The following is a 20,225-nucleotide window of genomic DNA, read 5'->3' on the forward strand; positions in this document are numbered from 1 at the left end:
GCAGGACGCCGGTTTAGCCGTGTTGGGCCATGGATGGCCCATCGCGGCGGCCCACGCTCCAAAGCCTGCGTGAGGGCACACCGAGCCTAGGCGAGGTGCCGAGTGGTGGGGCAAGAGCCTTTTGGTTACTTTTGGGCTCTTTTCAAAAGTGACCCGCTGTAAGAGCGGAACCCATACCCGCCATCACCCAAATAACGGATATGTACCCAATAACCCACCCCAAACATCACCGAAAAAACTCCCCAGGTGTCGCATCAAACTGCTGCCGAAACGCCGCAATAAACGCCGAAGTCGATTCATACCCACACCCCAGCGCCACATCCGTAACCCGCTCCCCCTGTTCCAGGGCCGGCAACGCACTCAGCAACCGCAACCGCTGACGCCAAGCGCGAAACGTCAGCCCGGTATCACTCAAAAACAACCGACTCAACGTCTTCTCACTCACCCCCAGCCTGCGCCCCCAATCCCCCAAGGTCGTCTGCTGCTCCGGATGCAGGTTCAAGCTGCGATAAACCTGACGCAACCGCGGGTCCAGGGGCAAAGGCAGCATCAAATCCACCTGCGGCGCAGCGGCCAACTGGTCGAGCACCACCTGGGCCAGACGCCCATCCGGCCCGTCCTCGGCATATTCCACCGGCAACTCACTGAAACTGCGGATCAACTCGCGCAACAAACTGCTCACCTCCAACACCTGACACCGCTCGGCCGCCCAGGCGGTAACACTGCAATCCAGGTACAGGCTGCGCATTTCCGTGTGCGGCGAACTGAACACCCGGTGCGGCACGCCCGCCGGGATCCACACCGCGCGCTGGGGCGGGGCGACGAAGCGGCCGACGCTGGTCTGGATCTCCAGCACCCCGGATATCGCGTAGGACAACTGCACCCAGGGGTGGCTGTGCTGGCGGGTCAGCGCGCGATTGGGCAGCGACTCCGTGCGCCCATACACGGGCCGCGGCAGGCTGGAAAGCCCGGGCACACTGCGGCGGACGGTCTTGTCATGTCCTTTAGGCGGCATTTACTGGCTCATTGGCGTTAGTCGGTAACAAGCCGTTACGTTAGAGTCGCATCGATGCTCTTGGCAACCCCTGGAAGATTTGCTTATGACCCGTCCACGTTTTCTGCCTGACAACTTCACCCTGACCCTGATTGCCACGGTGATTCTCGCTTCCCTGCTGCCCGCCAGCGGCCAGACCGCCGTGGCCTTTGGCTGGGTGACCAACCTGGCCATTGCGCTGCTGTTTTTCCTGCACGGCGCCAAGCTGTCGCGCCAGGCCATCGTTGCCGGTGCCGGGCACTGGCGCCTGCACCTGCTGGTGTTCAGCCTGACCTTTGTGCTGTTCCCCTTGCTCGGCCTGGCGCTCAAGCCGGTGCTGTCGCCGCTGATCGGCAAAGACCTGTACATGGGCATGCTCTACCTGTGCGCCTTGCCGGCCACGGTGCAATCGGCGATTGCCTTTACGTCGCTTGCGCGCGGCAACATTCCGGCGGCGATCTGCAGTGCGGCGGCCTCCAGCCTGTTCGGCATCTTCCTCACTCCGCTGCTGGTGACGCTGCTGCTCAACGTGCACGGCGACGCGGGCTCCACCGTCGACGCGATCCTGAAAATCAGCGTGCAATTGCTGTTGCCGTTTATCGCCGGGCAAATCGCTCGTCGCTGGATCGGCGATTGGGTCGGCCGGAATAAGTCCTGGCTGAAGTTCGTCGATCAGGGCTCGATCCTGCTGGTGGTTTACGGCGCGTTCAGCGAAGCGGTCAACGAAGGCATCTGGCACAAGATCCCGCTGTGGGAGTTGGGCGGCCTGGTGGTGGCGTGCTGTGTGTTGCTGGTCCTGGTACTGGTGGCGTCCACCGTGCTGGGCAAGGCCTTTGGCTTTAACCAGGAAGACCGCATCACCATCTTGTTCTGCGGCTCGAAGAAAAGCCTCGCCACTGGCGTGCCGATGGCGCAAGTGCTGTTCGCCGGCGCGACCATGGGCGTGTTGATTCTGCCGCTGATGCTGTTTCACCAGATCCAGTTGATGGTGTGCGCGGCGCTGGCGCAGCGCTACGCCAAGCGGCCGGAAAGCATCCCCGAGATGATGGGGCAGGTGGATCCGTGATCCAGATCACACCCTAGGCCGAATCACCTCAAGTTAACGCCCGGCCAGACGACTTCCTGGGTAAGAGCCCAATAAGGAGTGTCGGCATGAGCGTTAAAGGTATTTCGGTGTTTGCAGGCCTGTTTTGCCTATGGGCCAGTGCCTGTGGTGCGGCACAGACCGTGGGGCAGGGCACTATCCAGTTCACCGGCGCAATCGTTGAGCCTGGGTGTGCGACAAATGCGCGCAGCGGCGCGGTGATGGAGTTGACCGGCTGCGCCAGTTTTAACCGCGGCAGCCGCTTCGAGGTGCGCAGTCTGGCGCCGGTGGCCAGCGTCGATGCGGCCCGGGTGAAGCTGGTTGCCGACAGTGGCGCCGGGCGTTATTACGACCAGCGCTACCTGCTGGTGGACAGCGCCGGCACGCCGATTGTGTCGGGCAACTATGTAATCACCATGACCTTGCCCTGAACCTCAGAGCGACGATCCGCGCCAACAGCGCGGCGAGAAACCTATAGAATGCTCGGCGGCGGCGCTGTTCTGCGTGGCCGTTGGATCATCGCCAGAGTACCTCGCCCGCCAATGAGCATTTCAGCCGCAACCCCCCAAGCCAACTGGCAACCGGTCATCGCCCTTGCTTTGGCCGCGTTTGTGTTCAATACCACCGAATTCGTACCGGTCGGCCTGCTCAGCGCCATCGGCGCCAGCTTCGACATGCCCATCGCCAGCGTCGGCCTGATGCTCACCATCTATGCCTGGATCGTGTCGCTGACTTCGTTGCCGGTGATGCTGCTGACGCGTAACGTCGAACGGCGCAAGTTGCTGATCGTGTTGTTCGGCTTGTTTATCGCCAGCCATATTCTCTCCAGCGTCGCCACCAGCTTCGGCCTGCTGATGGTCAGCCGCATCGGCATCGCCTTGTCCCACGCGTTGTTCTGGTCGATCACCGCCTCCCTGGCCGTGCGCCTGGCGCCGGAGGGCAAGCAGGTGCAAGCCCTCGGCCTGCTGGCCACCGGCACGTCACTGGCGATGGTCCTGGGCATTCCGCTGGGCCGCCTGCTCGGCGAAGCGATGGGCTGGCGCACCACGTTTCTGGTGATCGCCGCCTTTGCCGCGGCCCTGGTGTTCTGGCTGGCGCGCACCTTGCCGCTGCTGCCGAGCCAGAACTCCGGCTCGCTGCGCAGCCTGCCGTTGCTGTTCAAGCGCCCGGCGCTGGTGGCGCTGTACGTGCTCACCGCCATGGTGGTGACCGCGCAATTCACCGCCTACAGCTACATCGAACCCTTCGTCGAAGGCGTCGCCGGTCTGAGCGGTAACGTGGTGACCCTGTTCCTGCTGGTGTTCGGCGGCGCGGGCATCATCGGCTCGCTGCTGTTCAGCCTGGTGCACCGTTTCAACCCGCACCTGTTCGTGGTCAGTGCGGTGTTCCTGCTTGCTGCGTGCCTGGCGCTGATGCTGCCCTTGAGCGGCGCCGAGTCCTACCTCGTCGGCCTGAGCGTGTTCTGGGGCATGGCGATCATGGGCTTTGGCCTGGCCATGCAATCCAAAGTGCTGGTGCTGGCACCCGACGCCACCGACGTGGCCATGGCGATGTTCTCCGGCATCTACAACATCGGCATCGGCGGCGGCGCCCTGATGGGCAGTTGGGTCGGCAGCCACTTCGGTTTCGCCTGGATCGGCGCGGCGGGCGGGTTGCTCGCGGCAGTGGCGCTGATCGGCTACTGCCTGGCGATTCACCGGTATGGGCAGGGTGTGGCGCGTAGCAACTGATGCGTTGGTCAATGATGACTTGAAAAAATCAAAGGATTGAACCCGTGAGACACCTCGTCGCCTACATGGATGCCGTGGATCAATCTAAAAACGTGCATTGATCCGTCAACCGGCCCGCAGCACCGGCCCGGCGCTGTTTGCCCGCAGCGAATACCTGTCGCAGCTCTGGCTGGCGCCGATCGTCGGCGCACTACTCGGTGCGCCGCCCGCCCGTAAGTTGGGTGGCCGCGACTGAACGGTGCTCGGTGTCGAAGAACTTTTTCGCCGGCGGCGGGCCTATCTATAACGCCGCCGTTTGCCCACTTTTTTTGGAGCCCACCGCCGATGTCACGTCTATTGCTCAAACCTACACTCTTTACCGGTATTTGCACCCTGATGCTCAGCCTTTCAAGCCAGGCCGCCAGCTTTGATTGCGCCAAGGCCAAGGCCGCTGACGAAATTGCCATCTGCGCCAACCGCAGCCTGAATGATCAGGACGTAACGATGGCGTTGCTCTACGACCTGAACAAGCACTTCATGGCCATGGGCGGGCGCGGCTCATTGATGGACGGGCAGGCGGACTGGCTCAAGCAGCGGCGCGCGTGTGGCGCGCGGCTGAGTTGCCTGAGTGACGCCTACACGCAACGCATTGGCATGTTGCGCGGGTTTATTGATGAGCGGGTGATGACAAAGGGGCCGTTCTGAATCACAGCGAACACTCAGCCTTTGAATGATTGCCATGGCGAGGGCGCAGACTCTCTCGCCACGGCAGTCGAGCGTCCTGTTACAACGCCGCCAGCACCGCCTCCAACTTCTCCTGATCGCGCGCGAACTGCCGGATGCCTTCGGCGAGTTTTTCCGTTGCCATCGCATCTTCATTCGACGCCCAGCGGAACTGCGCTTCGGTCAATTGCTGACGCACTTCACCTTCAGCGCCCGGCACCAGTTTGCGTTCCAGCGTGCCGTTGTCTTCATCGAGTTTGTGCAGCAGGTCCGGGCTGATGGTCAGGCGGTCACAACCTGCCAGTTGCTCGATCTGGCTGAGCGTGCGAAAGCTTGCGCCCATGACCACGGTCGGGATGGCGTTGGCCTTGTAGTAGTTGTAGATGCGCGTAACCGATTGCACGCCCGGGTCATCGGCACCGGTGTAATCCAGGCCGGTGCTTTTGCGGTACCAGTCGTAGATGCGGCCTACGAATGGCGAGATCAAAAACACCCCGGCATCAGCGCACGCCACGGCCTGGGCGAAGGAGAACAGCAGCGTGAGGTTGGTCTGGATGCCGGCTTTTTCCAGGCGTTCGGCAGTGCGGATGCCTTCCCAGGTGGACGCCAGCTTGATCAGCACGCGCTCGCGACCGATACCGGCCTGGTCGTACAGGGCGATCAACTGGTTGGCCTTGGCCCACAGCGCGTCTTCGTCAAAGGACAACCGCGCGTCGACTTCGGTCGAGATGCGCCCGGGAATCACCTTGAGAATGCCCGCACCGACCGACACGGCGAAGTGATCGCAGGCCAGGCCTACGTCGCCCTTGGACAGGCTCACGGCAGTGCGCAGCAGCTCGGCGTATTCCGGGATGGCGGCGGCTTTAAGCAGTAACGACGGGTTGGTGGTGGCGTCGACCGGACGCAAGCGGCTGATGGCTTCCAGGTCGCCGGTGTCGCAGACCACGGTGGTGAATTGCTTGAGTTGTTCGAGCTTGGACGTCATGAGCGGCGGTCTCCAGGAAGTGGGATGTGGCGCAGCGCTGGGCGGCACGGGACACCCGTTGTACCACTTCCCGGGCGGCTTGTTTACCCGCGCGCCACGCCTTTACGCCTCTGGGAAGCCGACTTTCCGCGGCCAGCGGTTCTGGAAAACCTGCACATCCAGTTGTTTGAACAACCCTCCATGCGTAAACGGTTCGGCCGCCAGCTATGCGCGCACATGGGCCTCATCGTCAAAATGAAACTTCTCACGGCTTCCAGGTCTGCACATCCTGCGCATCCACCGCCTTGGGCAACAAGCCGGCCTTGAAAAAGGCATCCGCGATCTTCTGCTGTTCACCCAACTGTTCGACCGTGACCGGTTGCACCTCGTAACTGCGGTGCGCGTTGGCGGCTTCCACCGTGGCCACATCCAGGTTGCCCCACAGTGGGCCGAGTACTTTCGCCGCGTCCTGTGGGTTAGTTTTTACCCATTGACCGGCTTTTTCCAACTGCTCATACACCCGTTTCAAGACCTCGGGATGCGCCTTGGCGTAAGGCGTGCCGGTCAGGTAATAGCGCTTGTAACTGGCAAGGCCTGCGCCGTCGGCCAGGGTGCGGGTCGGCAGTTGACGCTGCACGCTGGTGAGGAACGGTTCCCAGGTGACCCAGGCGTCAACCTTGTTGTTCTCAAAGGCCGCGCGACCATCGGCCGGCGACAGATAGGCCGGCTCGATATCCGAGAACGCCAAGCCGGCTTTGGCCAGTGCGGCGATGAGCAAGTAGTGAGTGCCGGCGGCCTTGGTCACCGCGATTTTCTTGCCTTTCAAATCTGCCAGCTGCTGGATCGGCGAGTCCTTGCGCACCACGATGGCCTGGGCTGAGGGCGAGGGCGCTTCCTGGGCGAAGTAGGTGAGTTTGGCCTGGGCGGCCTGAGCGAAGATCGGCACGGTGTCAGCCACGTCGGCGCTGATGTCCACGTTGCCCACGTTCAATGCTTCGAGCAGCGGCAGGCCGCTGGGGAATTCATGCCAGCTCACGTCGATGTTGTCGGCCTTGAGGGCTTTTTCAAGCGTGCCCTGGGTTTTCAGCAGGGTGATCAGGGTCGAGGATTTCTGGTAACCGATGCGCACGGTTTCCTGAGCCTCGGCGCTCACCGCAACCGAAAAAGCCAATAGCCCGAGGACAACGGCGAGGGGACGACGAATAGACATGGCGCGCTCGATCTTCAGCGAAATAAGGCCAAGCTTAAAGTTCTAAAAAGCATTCGATAAATACTCTTTCGGTCTGAGCTTAGGGCGCTTTTCACGCGTTCCGACGAATTGGGCATAACCATAGAATTATAGGGTTCTTTCATAATTGCCCGTCGTTAATATAATCGATTTCGCTTGTCTGCCAGGTCTTATGTGGTCTTTTTGCATAAGCAGCTTCCTTCAACTCACCTATGCCAAGGCCTTCCATGACGTTGAAACAACTCATTCTCGCCGCCAGCCTGCTGTTTGCCGCAGCGGCGGCCCACGCCGAGCAGACCCTGGACATCAGCTACCAGCGCTCGTCGACGCTGTGGATCCTGCTCAAGCAAAATGGCCAGCTCGAACAGCGCCTCAAGCCCTTGGGGTTCACCGTCAATTGGCATGAATTCAGCACCGGCCTGCTCAGCTCCTTGAACGCCGGCAGTGTCGATTTGCACGCGGACGTGGCTGACGCCTTTGCGCTGTTCACCCAGGCCGCCGATGCGCCGCTGACGTATTACGCCCAGGAAAACTCGTCGCCCGGCGCCCAGGCGATCATTGTCCAGGACGCATCCCCGATCCACCGCATCGCCGACCTCAAGGGCAAGACCGTCGCCGTGTCCAAGGGCTCGGGCAGCAACTTTCTGCTGATCTCGGCGCTGCACAACGCCGGCCTGACGCTGGCCGATATCACCCCGCGTTACCTTGAGGCACCCGACGGTGGCGCGGCGTTTTCAAATGGCAGCGTGGATGCCTGGGTGATCTGGGACCCGTTCTTCGCCACCCAGCAGCTTGAGCATCACGTGCGTGTGATCGCCGATGGCAACGACGGCCTGGCCAACTACAACCGCTTCTACCTGGCGACCACACAATTTGCCAACGCGCACCCGGATGTGTTGCAAGTCACCTTCGATACCCTGCGCGAAACCGGCCAATGGGTCAAAGCCCATCCCAGGCAAGCCGCTGACATCCTTGCGCCGCTGTGGGGCAACATCCCACCGGCCACGGTGGAGCGCGCCAATAGCCGACGCAGCTACGACATCATCCCGGTCAAGGTGCAAAACCTTGCCGAACAGCAACGCATCGCCGACGCCTACTACGCCGCCAAGCTGATTCCCAAGCCGCTGAACGTCGCTGATATCACCGTGTGGACCCCCAAACCATGAGCCGCCAGATCCATTTGTCAGCCTTCCTCCTGAGTGGGCCGGTGGTGCACAGCCACGCCGTGTGGCGCCACCCCGAAACGCTCGGCAATTACCTCGACCCCGACTACTACTCGCGCATCGCCAAGGTGGTGGAGGAGGGCCTGTTCGACTTCCTGTTCTTCGCCGACCGCCTGGCCGTGGGCGACCAGATGGGCGGCTCGCGCGAGTTTGCCTTGCGCTACGGCGCCCAGGACGCCACGCGCCTGGACCCGTTGCCGATTCTCTCCTACCTGATAGGCCAGACCCGCAAGCTGGGCCTGGGCGCGACGCGCTCCACCACCTATTACGAACCGGCGCACATCGCGCGCGAATTTGCCACCCTCGACCACCTGTCCAAGGGCCGCGCGGCGTGGAATATCGTCACGTCGATGAACGACAGCGAAGGGCGCCTGTTCGGCAAGGACAAGCACCTGGAACACGACCTGCGCTACGACCGCGCCGATGAGTTTGTCGAAGTCGCATTGAAGCTCTGGAACAGTTGGGGCAAGGACGCCCTCAAGCTGGACCGCGAACATGGCGTGCTCGCCGACCCGGCCTTGATCACGTCGGTGCAGCATCAGGGCGAGTGGTTCAAGGTCGAGGGCCCGCTGAATATCCCGCGCACGCCCCAGGGCCGTCCGGTATTGATTCAGGCCGGTTCGTCCGGGCGCGGTCGGCGGTTTGGCGCGCGCTGGGCCGAGGCGATTTTCACCATTCACCCGCATTTGAACGCGATGCGCGCCTTTCGCGATGACGTGCGTGCCCAAGTGGTGCAGCAAGGCCGCGACGCCGACAGCTGCAAGGTGTTGACCGCGGTGATGCCGTTTATTGGCGGCAGCGAGGCCGAAGCCCGCGCCAAACGCGATCGGCACAACGCCCTGGCGCGCCCCGAGCTGGGGCTGGTGACACTTGCTTCGCAGCTCAATGTGGACCTGTCGCCGTTCCCGCTGACGGCCACCCTGGCCGAGGTCGCCCGGTCGCCACTGATCCCTGCCGCTGCGGCGGAAAAGCTGTTGATGCAAGGGCCTGAAATCACCCTTGAGCAACTTGGCCGCATCTTCGCCAGCAGCGTGCGCGTGCCGCAACTGGTGGGCACTGGCGCGCAGATCGCCGACCAATTAGCGGAGCTGTTCGAGCAAGGCGGCTGCGACGGGTTTGTGATCTCACCGGGTTACCTGCCGGGTTCGTTCACTGAGTTTGTCGAGAGCGTGATTCCGCACTTGCAGCGCAAGGGGTTGTTTCGTACCGCCTATGAAGGCTCGACGCTGCGCGAGCACCTGGGGCTGGCTGATCTGGCGACCTGAAACCGCCTCCTGAGAAGAGCCGGGCTGTCGTGGCGAGCGGGCTTGTTGTGGCGAGCGGGCTTGTTGTGGCGAGCGGGCTTGCCCCGCGTTGGGCTGCGAAGCGGCCCCCATCAAGGCCACCGCGCGCTGACTGGTAGACGGCGGTGTCAGGTTCTGGGGGCGCTTCGCGCCCCAACGCGGGGCAAGCCCGCTCGCCACAACAAGCCCGCTCCCTCCTCTGACCGAGTACAACCGACACCCATCTATCTGATGCATAGAGATCCAAATGTGGGAGCGGGCTTGCCCGCGAATGCGGTGGGTCAGCCAGCTCATGTATCACTGGCACACCGCCTTCGCGAGCAAGCCCGCTCCCACCTCTGACCGAGTACAACCGACACCCATCTATCTGATGCACAGAGCTATGTGCAAACCCTGCGCCTGGAACGCGCCAAGCAGATGCTGGAGTCAACGCCACTGGCGGCTGACTCAACGCCGCAGCTGCGCTTCACCTTCGATGCATGCCACCAGAAACTCCATCACCACCTTTACCGACGGCGAGCGGCGCATATCCGGGTACACCGTCAGCCAGATATCGCGGACCGGCCCGTCGCTGGGCGTCGGCAACCTGGCTAGCAGCGGATCGTGGTCGCCCACCAACGTTGGCAACACCACTGCGCCGACGTGCGCGCGCGCGGCCGTCTGTTGGGTGATCAACTCGCTGGCGGCAAACACGATCGGGCGTTGGCCGCGCAGTTGGTGCAGCCACGCCTGTTGCGGCAGGTGATCACGGCTGCTGTCGTAGGCGATGAAGGTCCATTGGGCAGCAGGCAGCTGCGTGAACGCGGGCGCGCCATAAAGACCGAAGCGCACCACGCCGACCTTGCGGCGCACCAGCGCCTCTTCGTCGGGGCGCACCGTGCGCAGGGCGATATCGGCCTCGCCCTTGTCGAGCGCAGCCAGTTGAGTGGACGGTATCAGCACCAGATTCAGCTGGGGGTACTGGGCCCGCAACCGCGCTATGTGAGGCGCGATGCAGTGGTTGGCGATGGACGGCGGGCAACTGACTCGCACAGTCCCGGCCAGTTCGATGGACGCTACCCGCGACAGGCGCAGCACGTCGGTGGCCATCTCGCCCATGCCCGCGGCCAGCTCGGCCAGCGCCAGGCCCTGAGCCGTGAGTGGCCGGCTGCGTGGCAGGCGGTCTACCAGTTTTACGCCGAGGGCTTTTTCCAGCGCATCGACGCGGCGCCCGACGGTGGCGTGTTCCACCTGCAACTCGCGGGCGGCCGCCGACAGCGACTGGGTGCGGGCCAGAACGGTGAAGTAATACAGATCCTGCCAATCGAACATCGGGTTATTTCCGCACAGAGGCTGGGAAGGGTTGGGGAATATTCCTACCGAGCGTGTCCTTTTACCATGGCCGCTCCCCAGTGCAAACGGAGTTGTTTCCCGATGAAAGCCATCACCCTGCAAGCCTACGGCGGTCCCGAAGTCGCCCAATTGCGCCACGACGTTGAAAAACCCCAGGTCACGCCGGGGCATGTGCTGGTCAAGGTGGCCTGCGCCGGGATCAATTTCATGGACATTCATACCCGCCAGGGCAAATACGCACACTCTTCGACGTACCCGGTGCGCCTGCCGTGCGCTTTGGGCATGGAAGGCGCCGGTGTGGTGGTCGAAGGCGGTCCGGGCGTCAGCCATCTGGCTGTGGGCGACCGCGTGGCCTGGTGCATCGCCTGGGGCGCGTATGCCGAGTATGCGAATGTGCCTGTCGAGAAAATTGCGCAGATCCCGAACGCAATCGGCTTCGATCAGGCCGCTGCGGCGATGTTTCAGGGCTGCACCGCGCACTACCTGATTGACGATGTGGCCCGTTTGCAGGCGGGCAGTACCTGCCTGGTTCATGCCGCGTCCGGCAGCATCGGCCAATTGCTGGTGCAGATGGCGCGTCGGTTGGGGGCAACGGTATTGACCACCGCCAGCACCGTCGAGAAATGTTCGATTGCCTTGCAGCAGGGCGCCCATCAAGCCTGGACCTATGAGCGATTTGCCGATCAGGTACTGCAAGCCACGGGCGGGCGAGGGGTGGATGTGGTGTTTGATTGCGTCGGCAAAAACACCTTGCGTGAGAGTTTTCGCGCCTGTCGCACGCGCGGTTTGATCGTCAACTACGGCAATGTCTCGGGCTCGCTGACAGACCTGGACCCGATGGAGCTGGGGGAGGCGGGCTCGTTGTTCTTGACGCGCCCACGGCTGGCTGACCACATGGCCGATGGCGCGACCGTGCAACGGCGTGCCAACGCTGTGTTCGCGGCGATGCTGGAAGGCACGCTGACGGTGGACATTGAAGGGCATTACAGCCTGGAGACGGTGCAGCACGTTCATGCCCGTATCGAGGCGCGGCAGCAGATCGGCAAGGCGGTACTGTGGGTGGACCGCGACCTGCGTTAACCGCAGGCGAAAAAAAACCGGCTGATCAGGCCGGTTTGGGGTGCCCCGCAAACAGTGCGGGGTTAGGCGTTGTTGCCTTGCAGACGATCCGCACCGCCTTCAGCCAGGCCACGTTCCTGCAAACGATCCGCACCGCCTTCGGCCAGGCCACGTTCCTGCAGACGATCCGCACCGCTTTCAGCCAGGCCACGTTCCTGCAAGCGATCCGCACCGCCTTCAGCCAGGCCACGTTCCTGCAAGCGATCCGCACCGCCTTCAGCCAGGCCACGTTCCTGCAGACGATCCGCACCGCCTTCAGCCAGGCCACGTTCCTGCAGACGATCCGCACCGCCTTCAGCCAGACCACGTTCCTGCAAGCGATCCGCACCGCCTTCAGCAACACGACGGTCCAGCAGACGATCAGAACCGCCTTCGGCTACGGAGTTACCTTGCAGGCGATCCGCGCCGCCTTCAGCGACAACCGGGTGAGCAAAAGCGTTTGCAGCGAGTACCGAGAAAGCGAGGCTAAGCAAGAGTTGGCGTTTCATGGTGGTGTGCTCCGAGTGTTCTAGTTGGGTGCCGTTTGGCATGGGTTTGATGTTACGCGTTGGTTTTTTTAAGAGAACTTCATTGAGCTGATGGTGACTATCGATGCCAGCGATGACCCGTTTTGGGGCGGGTCATCGCGGTGACGGTCAAGGCATCTGCGGCCGTTCCTGAGGGCGCAGGTCGAACACCAGTACCTCGGCATCCTCGCCGTGGCTCAGGCTGATCTGCCGTTCATCCCGCACGCGGGCGCCGTCGCCTTCCTGCAAGCGCTGGCCGTTGACTTCAACACTGCCTCGGGCCACGTGGATGTACACATGGCGATCCGGCGGCACGTCCAGCGTCGCAGCTTCGTCGCCGTCGAACAGCCCGGCATACACTCGCGCATCCTGGCGCACATTCAGCGAACCCTCGGCACCTTCCGGCGAGATGATCAATTGCAAGCGCCCACGTTTCTGCGCCTCGCTGAAATGTTCCTGTTGATAGCGCGGCTCGGCGCCGACCACATTCGGCACGATCCAGATCTGCAGGAAGTGCACGCCCTGGCGTTGGCTATGGTTGAACTCACTGTGCGCCACGCCGCTGCCGGCGCTCATCAACTGCACATCGCCAGGGCGAATTACCGAGCCGGTGCCCAGGGTGTCCTTGTGTTCCAGGGCGCCTTCGAGCACATAGGAGAAAATCTCCATGTCGCGGTGCGGGTGCTGGCCGAAGCCTTTGCCGGCGGCGACGCGGTCATCGTTGATCACCAGCAGGTCAGAAAAACCCTGCTCGGCCGGGTTCCAGTAATTGGCGAACGAGAAGGTGTGAAACGACTTCAACCAACCGTGATTGGCGGCGCCGCGGTCCGAAGCTTTGCGAAGGGTCAGCATGGTCTTGTCCTCAAGTGAGAGCGGGCTGCGTCATGCAGGGCTCTTGCGTTGAGAACAAGGTTAATGGTTAGCGTGGAATTCATTAATAAGCTGAAATCTGAATAACTGTCTCTATGAAGTTGACAGTAAAAGGCATGCCATAATGTCGCCTCGACTTCCTTCTCGATGGGCTTTCTCTGCATGAAAACCGTGGCCATGGCGCTGTTTCCGGACTTTTTGCTGCTCGATATGGCCAGCCCACTCGAAGTGTTTTCCATCGCCAATCGCTACCTGCCGGCGAACGCTCACTATCAGATCCTGACCATTGGCACCGAACCTGGCCTGCTGCGCGCCTCCAATGGTGTGCAGGTGCAACCCGACCTGTTATTGGCGCAGGCTCACGACGCCTATGACCTGTTGCTGGTGCCGGGCGGCCCCGGTGCCTATAACGAATGCCATCCTGCGCTGTTGCCCTGGCTCAAGGCCGCCGCACCCAGGGCGCGACGCTTTGGCTCGATCTGCACTGGCGCCTTTGTGCTCGGGCATGCCGGGCTGCTCGACGGCCACCGCGTGACCACCCACTGGCATTACACCGAACGCCTGATCAAGGGCTTCCCCAAGGCTATCGTCGAGACCGATCGTATCTATTTGCAGGATGGCCGCTTGATCACCTCCGGCGGGGTGACCGCCGGTATCGACCTGGCGCTGTCGGTCGTCGCCCAGGACCATGGCAAACAGGTGGCGGTGGACGTGGCCAAAGTGTTGTTGGTGGTGATGAAACGCCAGGGCGGCCAGGCCCAGTTCAGCCCGATGACGGCGGCTGTGGCGCCGTTGGAAACGGCGATCACCCGTGTGCAGAACCAGGTGCTGGCGCAGCTGGAGCAGCCCTTTACCATCGACTCAATGGCCGCGTTGGCGGGCATGAGCGCGCGGCACTTCACGCGGCTGTTTGCCAAGGAGGTGCAGATGACGCCCATGGCGTTCCTGCAAGGCGCGCGCATCGACCGCGCCCGGCAGTTACTGGAAACCACCGACCTGCCACTCAAGACCGTGGCGTTTCGCGCCGGGTTTGGCAGCGTGCGGCACATGCGTTTTCTGTTCAGTGAAAAGCTCGGCCTGAACCCTACGCAATACCGACAACAGTTCAGTTAGCGACAGGATGTCTGTTTCGCGCACCTGATTGGCCGTGGCGCTCCCCGTGCCAGCATTGTCCTGTCATGGCGAGCTGGCAAGATAGCCACAGGCCCATGGAAAAGGATGCGCAAACGCCCAAGGCCGGGTGTTCCAGCGCTTTGACCCGCATGCACAACCCACACGCAGTCAGCTTTGGCCCCTACACCTTTCACCGCCAACAGCGCCTGGTCAGCAAGGCAGGCCTGCCGGTGCCGCTGGGTGGGCGTGCGCTGGATATCCTCGCGGTACTGCTGGAGACGCCTGGGCAATTTGTGCGCAAAGACACGCTGATTGCACGGGTCTGGCCGCGCAGCGTGGTGGAAGAGAACAACCTGCGCGTGCACATCGCGGCCCTGCGCCGTGCGCTGGACGGGCAGCGCTATATCCTCAATGAACCCTTGCGTGGCTACTGCTTTGTTGCGCCGGCCAGCGCCGCGTCGGCGCTGCCCTGGCACAATCTGGCCGTGCGACTCAGCCCGATACTGGGCCGTGATGAGCTGTTGGGCACATTGGTGCGGCGCTTGTACAGCCAACGGCTGATCATGCTCACCGGCTGCGCCGGCGTGGGCAAAAGCACCGTGGCCCTGGCCCTGGCTGAACGCGTGTTGCCGCGTTATCGCGACGGCGTGTGCTGGGTGGATCTGGCAGCGGTGCAGGGGCCAACCCACATGCTGCCTCATCTGGCCGCCACGCTGAACCTGCAACCCTTTGGCAGCGCCAACGCACTGGCCGAGCAGTTGGCGCTGCGCCAGCTATTACTGGTACTCGACGGCGCCGATGTGTTGCTCGGCGCCTGCCGCCACCTGGTGCGTACGCTGCAGGCACATGCGCCGCAGGTGACGGTGGTGTTGACCAGTCGTGAAGCCTTGCAGGTGCCCGGCGAATGGGTGCAACACGTGCCCAGGCTGGCGCTGCCGATGCCTTCGGCCTGGCGCGGTGTCGAACAGGCGATGGCCGCTGCGGCGGTCCAGTTATTTGTCGCACGGGTGCGTGCCGGTCAGCAGGGCTTTGTGCTGCGTGCCCAGGATTTGGCGCCACTGCGCGACATCTGCCGGCGCCTCGACGGTATTCCCCTGGCCCTGGAACTGGCGGCGGCCCAGGTCGATGCCCTGGGCATACGGGGAGTGCACGAGCAATTGCAAAAAGGCCTGCAGGTGTTGACGCGCGGCAGGCGCACGGCAGTGGAACGGCACCAATCCCTGATCGCGGCGCTCGACTGGTCGTATCAGCGCCTGAGCCTGCCGCAGCGTTGGCTGTTCCTGCAGTTGGCGCTGTTCAAAATGGCCGTGACCTTGCCGCGCTTGAGCGAGCTGGTGGCAGGCACCGAGCTGGAACACGCCGACCTGTCCTACCTGCTGTCGCGTCTGGCGGTCACCTCGATGCTGGCGGTGGAACCGGGCCCCGGCCCTGCGCGTTACCGCCTGCTCAACAGCGTGCGCAGCTACGCCCTGGCGCTACTGCGCGACCCTGCGCAAGTCGCGCACTTGCAAAAGGGCTATGGGCATTATCTGGGCTGCAGTTCAGGCCGGCCGTTTGTCCTGCAACTCGTCGAGCAGGCGGCGTACACAGACTAGGTCATGGGTGGCAAAGCCTTCGTTGAATTGCGTGTAGAGAGCGTTCAACAGGTCGCGCGCCGCCTGCCGCCGTCCTTGGCGTTGCCATAGGCTTGCCAGCGACATTGCGCTGCGTAACTCCCAGGCCAGTGCGCCTTGCTGATGCGCCAGGGCCAGCGCCTCCAGCAGCAGCGTTTCGCGCGCGTGAAGGTCGGGTAACGACTCGGCCCGCACGCGCAGAATCTCGGCGCTGCACCAACCCGCCGCGCCACTTCTGGCGCGCTCGAACACTTCATCATCTACGTCGATGGCGTTGAACGTCACCAGCGTGTCCCGGACCAGGCCCAGCCCTTGCAAATCCGCCTGCGGCGCCGTGCCCGCGTAGTGCTGCGCCCAGGTATGAAACAACTGCACCGAGTGTTTTTGTGCCTGTCGCAGCAACAGGTCAAGCAACGAGCGCGCCGCGGCGCTATCGCCGTTGTAGCGGGCAATCACCACGCCGGCCAGGGCCAGCGTGTAGCAGATCGAGGTGCCGTGGTTGATCTGCAGCGCCAGCTCCAGCGCCTGGTTGGCGGTCCGCCAGGCACGCTCTGCAAAACCGCGCAGCCACAGGATGCGCGCAAGCATCGTCAACGACGCCACACTCTGGTCGTATTGCACGCCAAAGCCATGGGTAAACCGATTCAGATGGCCGCTGTGGGCCATGCGCTGGATCACTTGTTCGGCGTTGTGCAGCGCCAGTCCCTGGTTGCCGGCAAAGTGTTGCGCCAGTACTCGCAGGCGCTGGGCGCTGAGGTCCAGCAATGGCTCGGATTGTGGGCCGAGCTGATCGAAGTGCAGGCTCTGTGCCAACGCCTCACGGTAGTTGCCGCTGCACAAATTGACCGCCATATGGCCCGACACCGCCCGTAGCTGGCCGGTGAGGTCGTTGCTCGCTTGTGCCAGGCGCAGCGCGCCGGCAAAGGCTTGAATGGTCTGTGGCGTGCTGCCCTGGGCGTGGTAGGAGAAACTGCCCAGTGCCAGTTGCAATTCCATCTGCAGGCGCTGGCTCGGCGCGGTTGACTGCGCCAGCCGCGCCAGGGCCTTGCCCACGTACAGCCCGTGCTCGTGCAGCAGCGACAGTTCCTGCCACAACGGCATCGCACTCACCGTAAGGCGAATACCCAACAGGTGCGCACCCACCTCGCCCAGGCACCAATCGAGGGCGGCGCGAATGTCTTCGCGCAGCGGGGCATAGCGGCTGATCCACACCTGGGTCGCGATCAGTTCCCAGTCCTCCCGGGCCTGTTCCATCAGCGCCATGCAGCGCGCCGCGTGGCGCTCACGGGTGGCCTCAAGCTCCGCGGCCACGCTGAGTTTTTCCAGCGCGTAGGTGCGGGTGATGTCGAGCAGGCGATAGACCACGTCGTCATCGCCAGCCTCGACGTTGAGCAGCGACTTGGCCACCAACTGGGTGATCGAGCCCAGCACCTCGTTCGGCGCGATGCGCTCCCCGGCGATCACCGCCGCTGCGCTGGCCAGGCTGAACCCGCCACGAAACACGGCCAGGCGCCGCAGGCAAATCTGCTCGCAGGCCGTCAGCAGCTCGAAACTCCAGTCCAGCGTGGCGCGCAGGGTTTGCTGGCGGGGCAGGGCGCAGCGCCGGCCACGCACCAGCAGGCGAAAGTTGTCTTCCATTTGCACCAGCAGCCCCGGCAGGCCGAAGCGCTGGATCTGCGCCGCCACCAATTCGATCGCCAGGGGAATGCCGTCCAGGCGCTGGCAGATATCAATGGCCAGCGGCAGTTGCGCTTCGCTGAGTTCAAAACGGTCTTGATGAGACATGGCGCGTTCGATCAGCAACTGCAACGCCGGGTAGCCGAGGGCCTGGGCACGGTTGCCGGTGGCGGGCGGGCAGGCCAGCGGTTCGAGGCGCTGCACGTGTTCGCCTTCGGCCCGCAGCGCTTCGCGGCTGGTGGCCAGGATGTGCACGTGGGGCGCATGGCGCAGCAGGGTTTCGCTGATCAGGGCGATGTCGTCGAGCAAGTGTTCGCAATTGTCGATCACCAGCAACAGCTGACGCGCGTGCAGGCTGCGGGCGAAGGTCAGCAGCGGCTCATGTGCTTGGGGCGTGAGGTCGAGCAGCGCGGCGAGGTTGGGCAGGATCATCGACGGCGCGCTCAGCGGTGCCAGGTCCAGCAGACGAATGCCGTCGCGGTAATGCCCGATCAGTAATTCGGCCACCCGCAGCGCCACCGTGGTCTTGCCAATGCCGCCTGCGCCGGTCAGGGTGATAAAGCGTTGCTGCGGCAGTTGCTGCACCAGCGCATCGATCAGCGCCTGGCGACCGATCATGCGCGTGCGCCGCAGTGGCAGGTTATGGCCCTGGCTGTGGGGCGGGCCGTCGGCAGGAATCGTCATCGGTTCGATGCTCAGTGGCGCAACAAAACTGTAGCCGCGCTGGGCCACGGTGACGATGTAGCGCTGGCCGGCCTGGCCGTCGCCGAGTGCCTTGCGCAACGCCGCCATGTGCACCCGCAGGTTGCCGTCTTCCACCACTGTTTTCGGCCAGACACGCGCGATCAGTTCCTGCTTGCTCACCACATTGCCGGCCTGCTCCAGCAGGATCAGCAGAATCTCCACCGCACGCCGTCCCAGGCGCAACGGGCGACCGGCCTCCAGCACCAGGCGTTGGCGCGGGTGGATGCGGTAGGGGCCGAAATGCACGGCCTGGTCGCTGAGGTCACTCATGGTGGCCCATGCTCGGGAAAAAGGGTTTGGCCAGCATATTCCAGGTGCGTACAGACCACTAGGCCGCAATCACGTGCGGCTTGTGACGCAAGTGGTGGTTTCGCCAGGTCATCGGGTTGACGCCTTCGCTGCGCGTGAACATATGGCAGAAGTGCGCCTGGTCGCAAAACCCGCATTCCAGGCTGATTTGCGTGAGGCTCAAGGAAGAGCCGGTGATCAGTTCCTTGGCCCGCTGGATACGCTGTTGGCGAATCCACTCCTGCGGCGACAGCCCGGTGGTGCACTTGAAGGCGCGGGAGAAGTGGCTGCGCGACAGCGCGCACGCCTGCGCCAGGTCGGCAATTGCCAGGCTTTCACCGAGGTTGGCAAGGATCAGTTGTTTGGCAATGCGCTCGCGTCGGGGGCATAGGCCGCCGGTCGCGGAGAAGCGCGGAGCACAGTACTCAAGTCGGGCCATGACAAATATCCGTAGTCGATGGGAGCGTTCCCGGTGAATGGATCCAGTGTAGACCGCTTCATTTTTGGCGCCGGACCGTCTGGCTGACGAGTTAATCGTTGTTAATTTCGCCAGGTCATGGCGCGGAAAAGACAGCACAGGCGTGCAATCGTCGCATGGCGGTATCTGCTTATCTGGCGGCCTGAAAACCGTTTGGAAGCCGCCATGAACCGCAACGACTTGCGCCGCGTCGACATGAACCTGCTGGTGATTTTCGAAGCATTGATGTTCGAGAAGAACCTGACCCGGGTCGCCGAGAAGCTCTTTATGGGCCAACCGGCGGTGAGTGCGGCGCTTGGGCGCTTGCGGGATTTGTTCGACGACCCGCTGCTGTTGCGCAATGGGCGGGGCATGGAGCCCACGCCACGGGCGCTGGCGATACTCAAGGAGTTGCAACCGGCCATGGACACCATTTCCGGCGCGGTCAGCCGCGCCAAGGATTTCGACCCTTCCACCAGCTGCGCGGTGTTTCGTATTGGTTTGTCGGATGATGCGGAGTTCGGGTTGTTTCCGCCGTTGCTCAGTCAACTGCGTGAGGAGGCGCCGGGGATTATCGTGGTGGTGCGTCGGGCCAACTACCTGTTGATGTCGGCGTTGTTGGCCAGTGGGGAGATTTCGGTGGGGGTGAGTTACACCACGGAATTGCCGGCGAATGCCAAGCGCAAGAAGCTGCGGGATATTCCGTGCAAGGTGCTGCGTGGGGATGACGGGGAGGCGCCGCTGACCCTGGATGATTACTGCGAGCGGCCGCATGCGATGGTGTCGTTTTCGGGGGATTTGAGCGGCAATATCGACCTGGACCTGGCACGAATCGGCCGGGCGCGCCGGGTGGTGTTGGCGGTGCCGCAGTTCAGTGGGTTGCGGGCGTTGTTGGCGGGCACGCGGATTATTGCGACGGTGCCGGATTATGCGGCCTGTGCGTTGACTGAGGGGACGGTGTTACGGGCGCAGGATCCGCCGTTTGAGATTGAGGCGGCGGAGTTGTCGATGGTTTGGAGTGGGGTGCATGATAATGACCCGGCGGAGCGGTGGCTGCGGTCGCGTATCAGTGAGCATATGTCGCGGGCGGTTTAGGCGTGGCGGCCTCTGGGCCGACCAGGTGGGGGGCTGGGGTGGGTACATATCCGTTGCTGCGGTAACGGCGGCTGGCGGTTCCGCTCTTACAGCGGGTCACTTTTGGCAAACGCCCCAAAAGTAACCAAAAGGTCTTTGCCCCACCACTCGGCACCTCGCCTAGG

At 63.1% G+C, this 20,225-nt stretch carries 18 protein-coding genes and 1 pseudogene; 11 read left to right on the top strand and 8 right to left on the bottom strand.

Annotated elements, in window-relative coordinates; all coding sequences use genetic code 11:
* Positions 1-226 precede the first annotated feature (226 nt).
* Entirely contained in the window at positions 227-1,015 is a 789-nt protein-coding gene (locus tag ACP7B3_RS29185; RefSeq protein WP_145163626.1) for an AraC family transcriptional regulator, read from the bottom strand.
* An 85-nt stretch (positions 1,016-1,100) separates the two neighbouring features.
* Between ACP7B3_RS29185 and ACP7B3_RS29190 the strand changes: the two genes are divergently transcribed.
* The 5 genes and pseudogenes from ACP7B3_RS29190 to ACP7B3_RS29210 all read left to right on the top strand — a co-directional run bounded on the left by ACP7B3_RS29190 (position 1,101) and on the right by ACP7B3_RS29210 (position 4,531).
* Positions 1,101-2,099 carry a bile acid:sodium symporter family protein gene (locus ACP7B3_RS29190; RefSeq protein WP_262207756.1) on the top strand — a complete coding sequence of 333 codons (999 nt, stop codon included), beginning with the start codon at positions 1,101-1,103 and terminating at the stop codon, positions 2,097-2,099.
* 86 nt (positions 2,100-2,185) lie between these two features.
* Complete coding sequence (locus ACP7B3_RS29195; protein WP_369303444.1) at positions 2,186-2,548, top strand: type 1 fimbrial protein; 363 nt, start codon at positions 2,186-2,188, stop codon at positions 2,546-2,548.
* A 111-nt stretch (positions 2,549-2,659) separates the two neighbouring features.
* Positions 2,660-3,847 (top strand): sugar transporter, encoded by a 1,188-nt coding sequence (locus tag ACP7B3_RS29200; RefSeq protein WP_145163632.1) that lies wholly within the window; start codon positions 2,660-2,662, stop codon positions 3,845-3,847.
* A 109-nt stretch (positions 3,848-3,956) separates the two neighbouring features.
* Positions 3,957-4,082: pseudogene (locus ACP7B3_RS29205) on the top strand (aquaporin); the annotation flags it as partial.
* Positions 4,083-4,171: 89 nt separating this feature from the next.
* A complete protein-coding gene (locus ACP7B3_RS29210) occupies positions 4,172-4,531 on the top strand; it encodes a lysozyme inhibitor LprI family protein (protein ID WP_426182827.1) in 360 nt (119 codons plus the stop codon).
* Between the two features lie 79 nt (positions 4,532-4,610).
* Here the strand turns inward: ACP7B3_RS29210 and tal are convergent, their stop codons facing one another.
* The gene (gene tal / locus ACP7B3_RS29215; RefSeq protein ID WP_426182830.1) at positions 4,611-5,534 is read right to left on the bottom strand and encodes a transaldolase; all 924 of its coding nucleotides are present in this window, start codon (positions 5,532-5,534) and stop codon (positions 4,611-4,613) included.
* 244 nt (positions 5,535-5,778) lie between these two features.
* On the bottom strand, positions 5,779-6,723 hold the full coding sequence (locus tag ACP7B3_RS29220; protein ID WP_242200061.1) for an aliphatic sulfonate ABC transporter substrate-binding protein: 945 nt from the start codon (positions 6,721-6,723) through the stop codon (positions 5,779-5,781).
* A gap of 245 nt (positions 6,724-6,968) precedes the next feature.
* Between ACP7B3_RS29220 and ACP7B3_RS29225 the strand changes: the two genes are divergently transcribed.
* Both ACP7B3_RS29225 and ACP7B3_RS29230 read left to right on the top strand, forming a co-directional pair.
* Positions 6,969-7,907 carry an aliphatic sulfonate ABC transporter substrate-binding protein gene (locus ACP7B3_RS29225; protein WP_426182833.1) on the top strand — a complete coding sequence of 313 codons (939 nt, stop codon included), beginning with the start codon at positions 6,969-6,971 and terminating at the stop codon, positions 7,905-7,907.
* Complete coding sequence (locus tag ACP7B3_RS29230; protein ID WP_262207772.1) at positions 7,904-9,229, top strand: LLM class flavin-dependent oxidoreductase; 1,326 nt, start codon at positions 7,904-7,906, stop codon at positions 9,227-9,229. The genes ACP7B3_RS29225 and ACP7B3_RS29230 overlap by 4 nt, the downstream gene beginning before the upstream one ends.
* 465 nt (positions 9,230-9,694) lie before the next feature.
* On the opposite strand, the gene ACP7B3_RS29235 is transcribed toward ACP7B3_RS29230, so the two are convergent.
* Positions 9,695-10,558, bottom strand: coding sequence for a LysR family transcriptional regulator (locus tag ACP7B3_RS29235; RefSeq protein ID WP_426182836.1), 864 nt, complete (start codon positions 10,556-10,558; stop codon positions 9,695-9,697).
* Positions 10,559-10,660: 102 nt separating this feature from the next.
* Between ACP7B3_RS29235 and ACP7B3_RS29240 the strand changes: the two genes are divergently transcribed.
* Positions 10,661-11,659 carry a quinone oxidoreductase family protein gene (locus ACP7B3_RS29240; protein ID WP_426182839.1) on the top strand — a complete coding sequence of 333 codons (999 nt, stop codon included), beginning with the start codon at positions 10,661-10,663 and terminating at the stop codon, positions 11,657-11,659.
* A 62-nt stretch (positions 11,660-11,721) separates the two neighbouring features.
* On the opposite strand, the gene ACP7B3_RS29245 is transcribed toward ACP7B3_RS29240, so the two are convergent.
* Together ACP7B3_RS29245 and ACP7B3_RS29250 are read right to left on the bottom strand one after the other, a co-directional pair.
* Positions 11,722-12,186 carry a hypothetical protein gene (locus tag ACP7B3_RS29245; RefSeq protein WP_426182842.1) on the bottom strand — a complete coding sequence of 155 codons (465 nt, stop codon included), beginning with the start codon at positions 12,184-12,186 and terminating at the stop codon, positions 11,722-11,724.
* Between the two features lie 147 nt (positions 12,187-12,333).
* The gene (locus ACP7B3_RS29250) at positions 12,334-13,056 is read right to left on the bottom strand and encodes a pirin family protein (RefSeq protein ID WP_426182845.1); all 723 of its coding nucleotides are present in this window, start codon (positions 13,054-13,056) and stop codon (positions 12,334-12,336) included.
* 180 nt (positions 13,057-13,236) lie between these two features.
* On the opposite strand from ACP7B3_RS29250, the gene ACP7B3_RS29255 reads away from it, so the two are divergent.
* Together ACP7B3_RS29255 and ACP7B3_RS29260 are read left to right on the top strand one after the other, a co-directional pair.
* Positions 13,237-14,187 (top strand): GlxA family transcriptional regulator, encoded by a 951-nt coding sequence (locus ACP7B3_RS29255; protein WP_426182848.1) that lies wholly within the window; start codon positions 13,237-13,239, stop codon positions 14,185-14,187.
* Between the two features lie 95 nt (positions 14,188-14,282).
* Entirely contained in the window at positions 14,283-15,782 is a 1,500-nt protein-coding gene (locus ACP7B3_RS29260; protein WP_426182851.1) for an ATP-binding protein, read from the top strand.
* Here ACP7B3_RS29260 and ACP7B3_RS29265 read toward each other — a convergent pair.
* Both ACP7B3_RS29265 and ACP7B3_RS29270 read right to left on the bottom strand, forming a co-directional pair.
* Complete coding sequence (locus tag ACP7B3_RS29265) at positions 15,729-18,491, bottom strand: ATP-binding protein (RefSeq protein ID WP_426182854.1); 2,763 nt, start codon at positions 18,489-18,491, stop codon at positions 15,729-15,731. The two genes, ACP7B3_RS29260 and ACP7B3_RS29265, sit on opposite strands and share 54 nt — an antisense overlap.
* A gap of 58 nt (positions 18,492-18,549) precedes the next feature.
* Positions 18,550-18,948, bottom strand: a complete 399-nt coding sequence (locus ACP7B3_RS29270; protein WP_145163655.1) for a helix-turn-helix domain-containing protein — start codon at positions 18,946-18,948, stop codon at positions 18,550-18,552.
* Positions 18,949-19,152: 204 nt separating this feature from the next.
* Between ACP7B3_RS29270 and ACP7B3_RS29275 the strand changes: the two genes are divergently transcribed.
* On the top strand, positions 19,153-20,061 hold the full coding sequence (locus ACP7B3_RS29275; protein ID WP_106580719.1) for a LysR family transcriptional regulator: 909 nt from the start codon (positions 19,153-19,155) through the stop codon (positions 20,059-20,061).
* Positions 20,062-20,225 lie beyond the last annotated feature (164 nt).

It is taken from the genome of Pseudomonas sp. TWRC1-2 (genome assembly GCF_049896685.1).
Taxonomy (GTDB): domain Bacteria; phylum Pseudomonadota; class Gammaproteobacteria; order Pseudomonadales; family Pseudomonadaceae; genus Aquipseudomonas.

Excerpts from the sequence above, each read along its gene's own strand:
- ACP7B3_RS29185 (WP_145163626.1), bottom strand. The coding sequence starts at position 1,015 with ATGCCGCCTAAAGGACATGACAAGACCGTCCGCCGCAGTGTGCCCGGG.
- ACP7B3_RS29275 (WP_106580719.1), top strand. The coding sequence starts at position 19,153 with ATGAACCGCAACGACTTGCGCCGCGTCGACATGAACCTGCTGGTGATT.
- ACP7B3_RS29190 (WP_262207756.1), top strand. The coding sequence starts at position 1,101 with ATGACCCGTCCACGTTTTCTGCCTGACAACTTCACCCTGACCCTGATT.
- ACP7B3_RS29200 (WP_145163632.1), top strand. The coding sequence starts at position 2,660 with ATGAGCATTTCAGCCGCAACCCCCCAAGCCAACTGGCAACCGGTCATC.
- ACP7B3_RS29225 (WP_426182833.1), top strand. The coding sequence starts at position 6,969 with ATGACGTTGAAACAACTCATTCTCGCCGCCAGCCTGCTGTTTGCCGCA.
- ACP7B3_RS29255 (WP_426182848.1), top strand. The coding sequence starts at position 13,237 with ATGAAAACCGTGGCCATGGCGCTGTTTCCGGACTTTTTGCTGCTCGAT.
- ACP7B3_RS29220 (WP_242200061.1), bottom strand. The coding sequence starts at position 6,723 with ATGTCTATTCGTCGTCCCCTCGCCGTTGTCCTCGGGCTATTGGCTTTT.
- ACP7B3_RS29235 (WP_426182836.1), bottom strand. The coding sequence starts at position 10,558 with ATGTTCGATTGGCAGGATCTGTATTACTTCACCGTTCTGGCCCGCACC.
- ACP7B3_RS29260 (WP_426182851.1), top strand. The coding sequence starts at position 14,283 with ATGGAAAAGGATGCGCAAACGCCCAAGGCCGGGTGTTCCAGCGCTTTG.
- ACP7B3_RS29270 (WP_145163655.1), bottom strand. The coding sequence starts at position 18,948 with ATGGCCCGACTTGAGTACTGTGCTCCGCGCTTCTCCGCGACCGGCGGC.
- ACP7B3_RS29265 (WP_426182854.1), bottom strand. The coding sequence starts at position 18,491 with ATGAGTGACCTCAGCGACCAGGCCGTGCATTTCGGCCCCTACCGCATC.
- ACP7B3_RS29245 (WP_426182842.1), bottom strand. The coding sequence starts at position 12,186 with ATGAAACGCCAACTCTTGCTTAGCCTCGCTTTCTCGGTACTCGCTGCA.
- ACP7B3_RS29195 (WP_369303444.1), top strand. The coding sequence starts at position 2,186 with ATGAGCGTTAAAGGTATTTCGGTGTTTGCAGGCCTGTTTTGCCTATGG.
- ACP7B3_RS29240 (WP_426182839.1), top strand. The coding sequence starts at position 10,661 with ATGAAAGCCATCACCCTGCAAGCCTACGGCGGTCCCGAAGTCGCCCAA.
- ACP7B3_RS29210 (WP_426182827.1), top strand. The coding sequence starts at position 4,172 with ATGTCACGTCTATTGCTCAAACCTACACTCTTTACCGGTATTTGCACC.
- ACP7B3_RS29230 (WP_262207772.1), top strand. The coding sequence starts at position 7,904 with ATGAGCCGCCAGATCCATTTGTCAGCCTTCCTCCTGAGTGGGCCGGTG.
- ACP7B3_RS29250 (WP_426182845.1), bottom strand. The coding sequence starts at position 13,056 with ATGCTGACCCTTCGCAAAGCTTCGGACCGCGGCGCCGCCAATCACGGT.
- tal (WP_426182830.1), bottom strand. The coding sequence starts at position 5,534 with ATGACGTCCAAGCTCGAACAACTCAAGCAATTCACCACCGTGGTCTGC.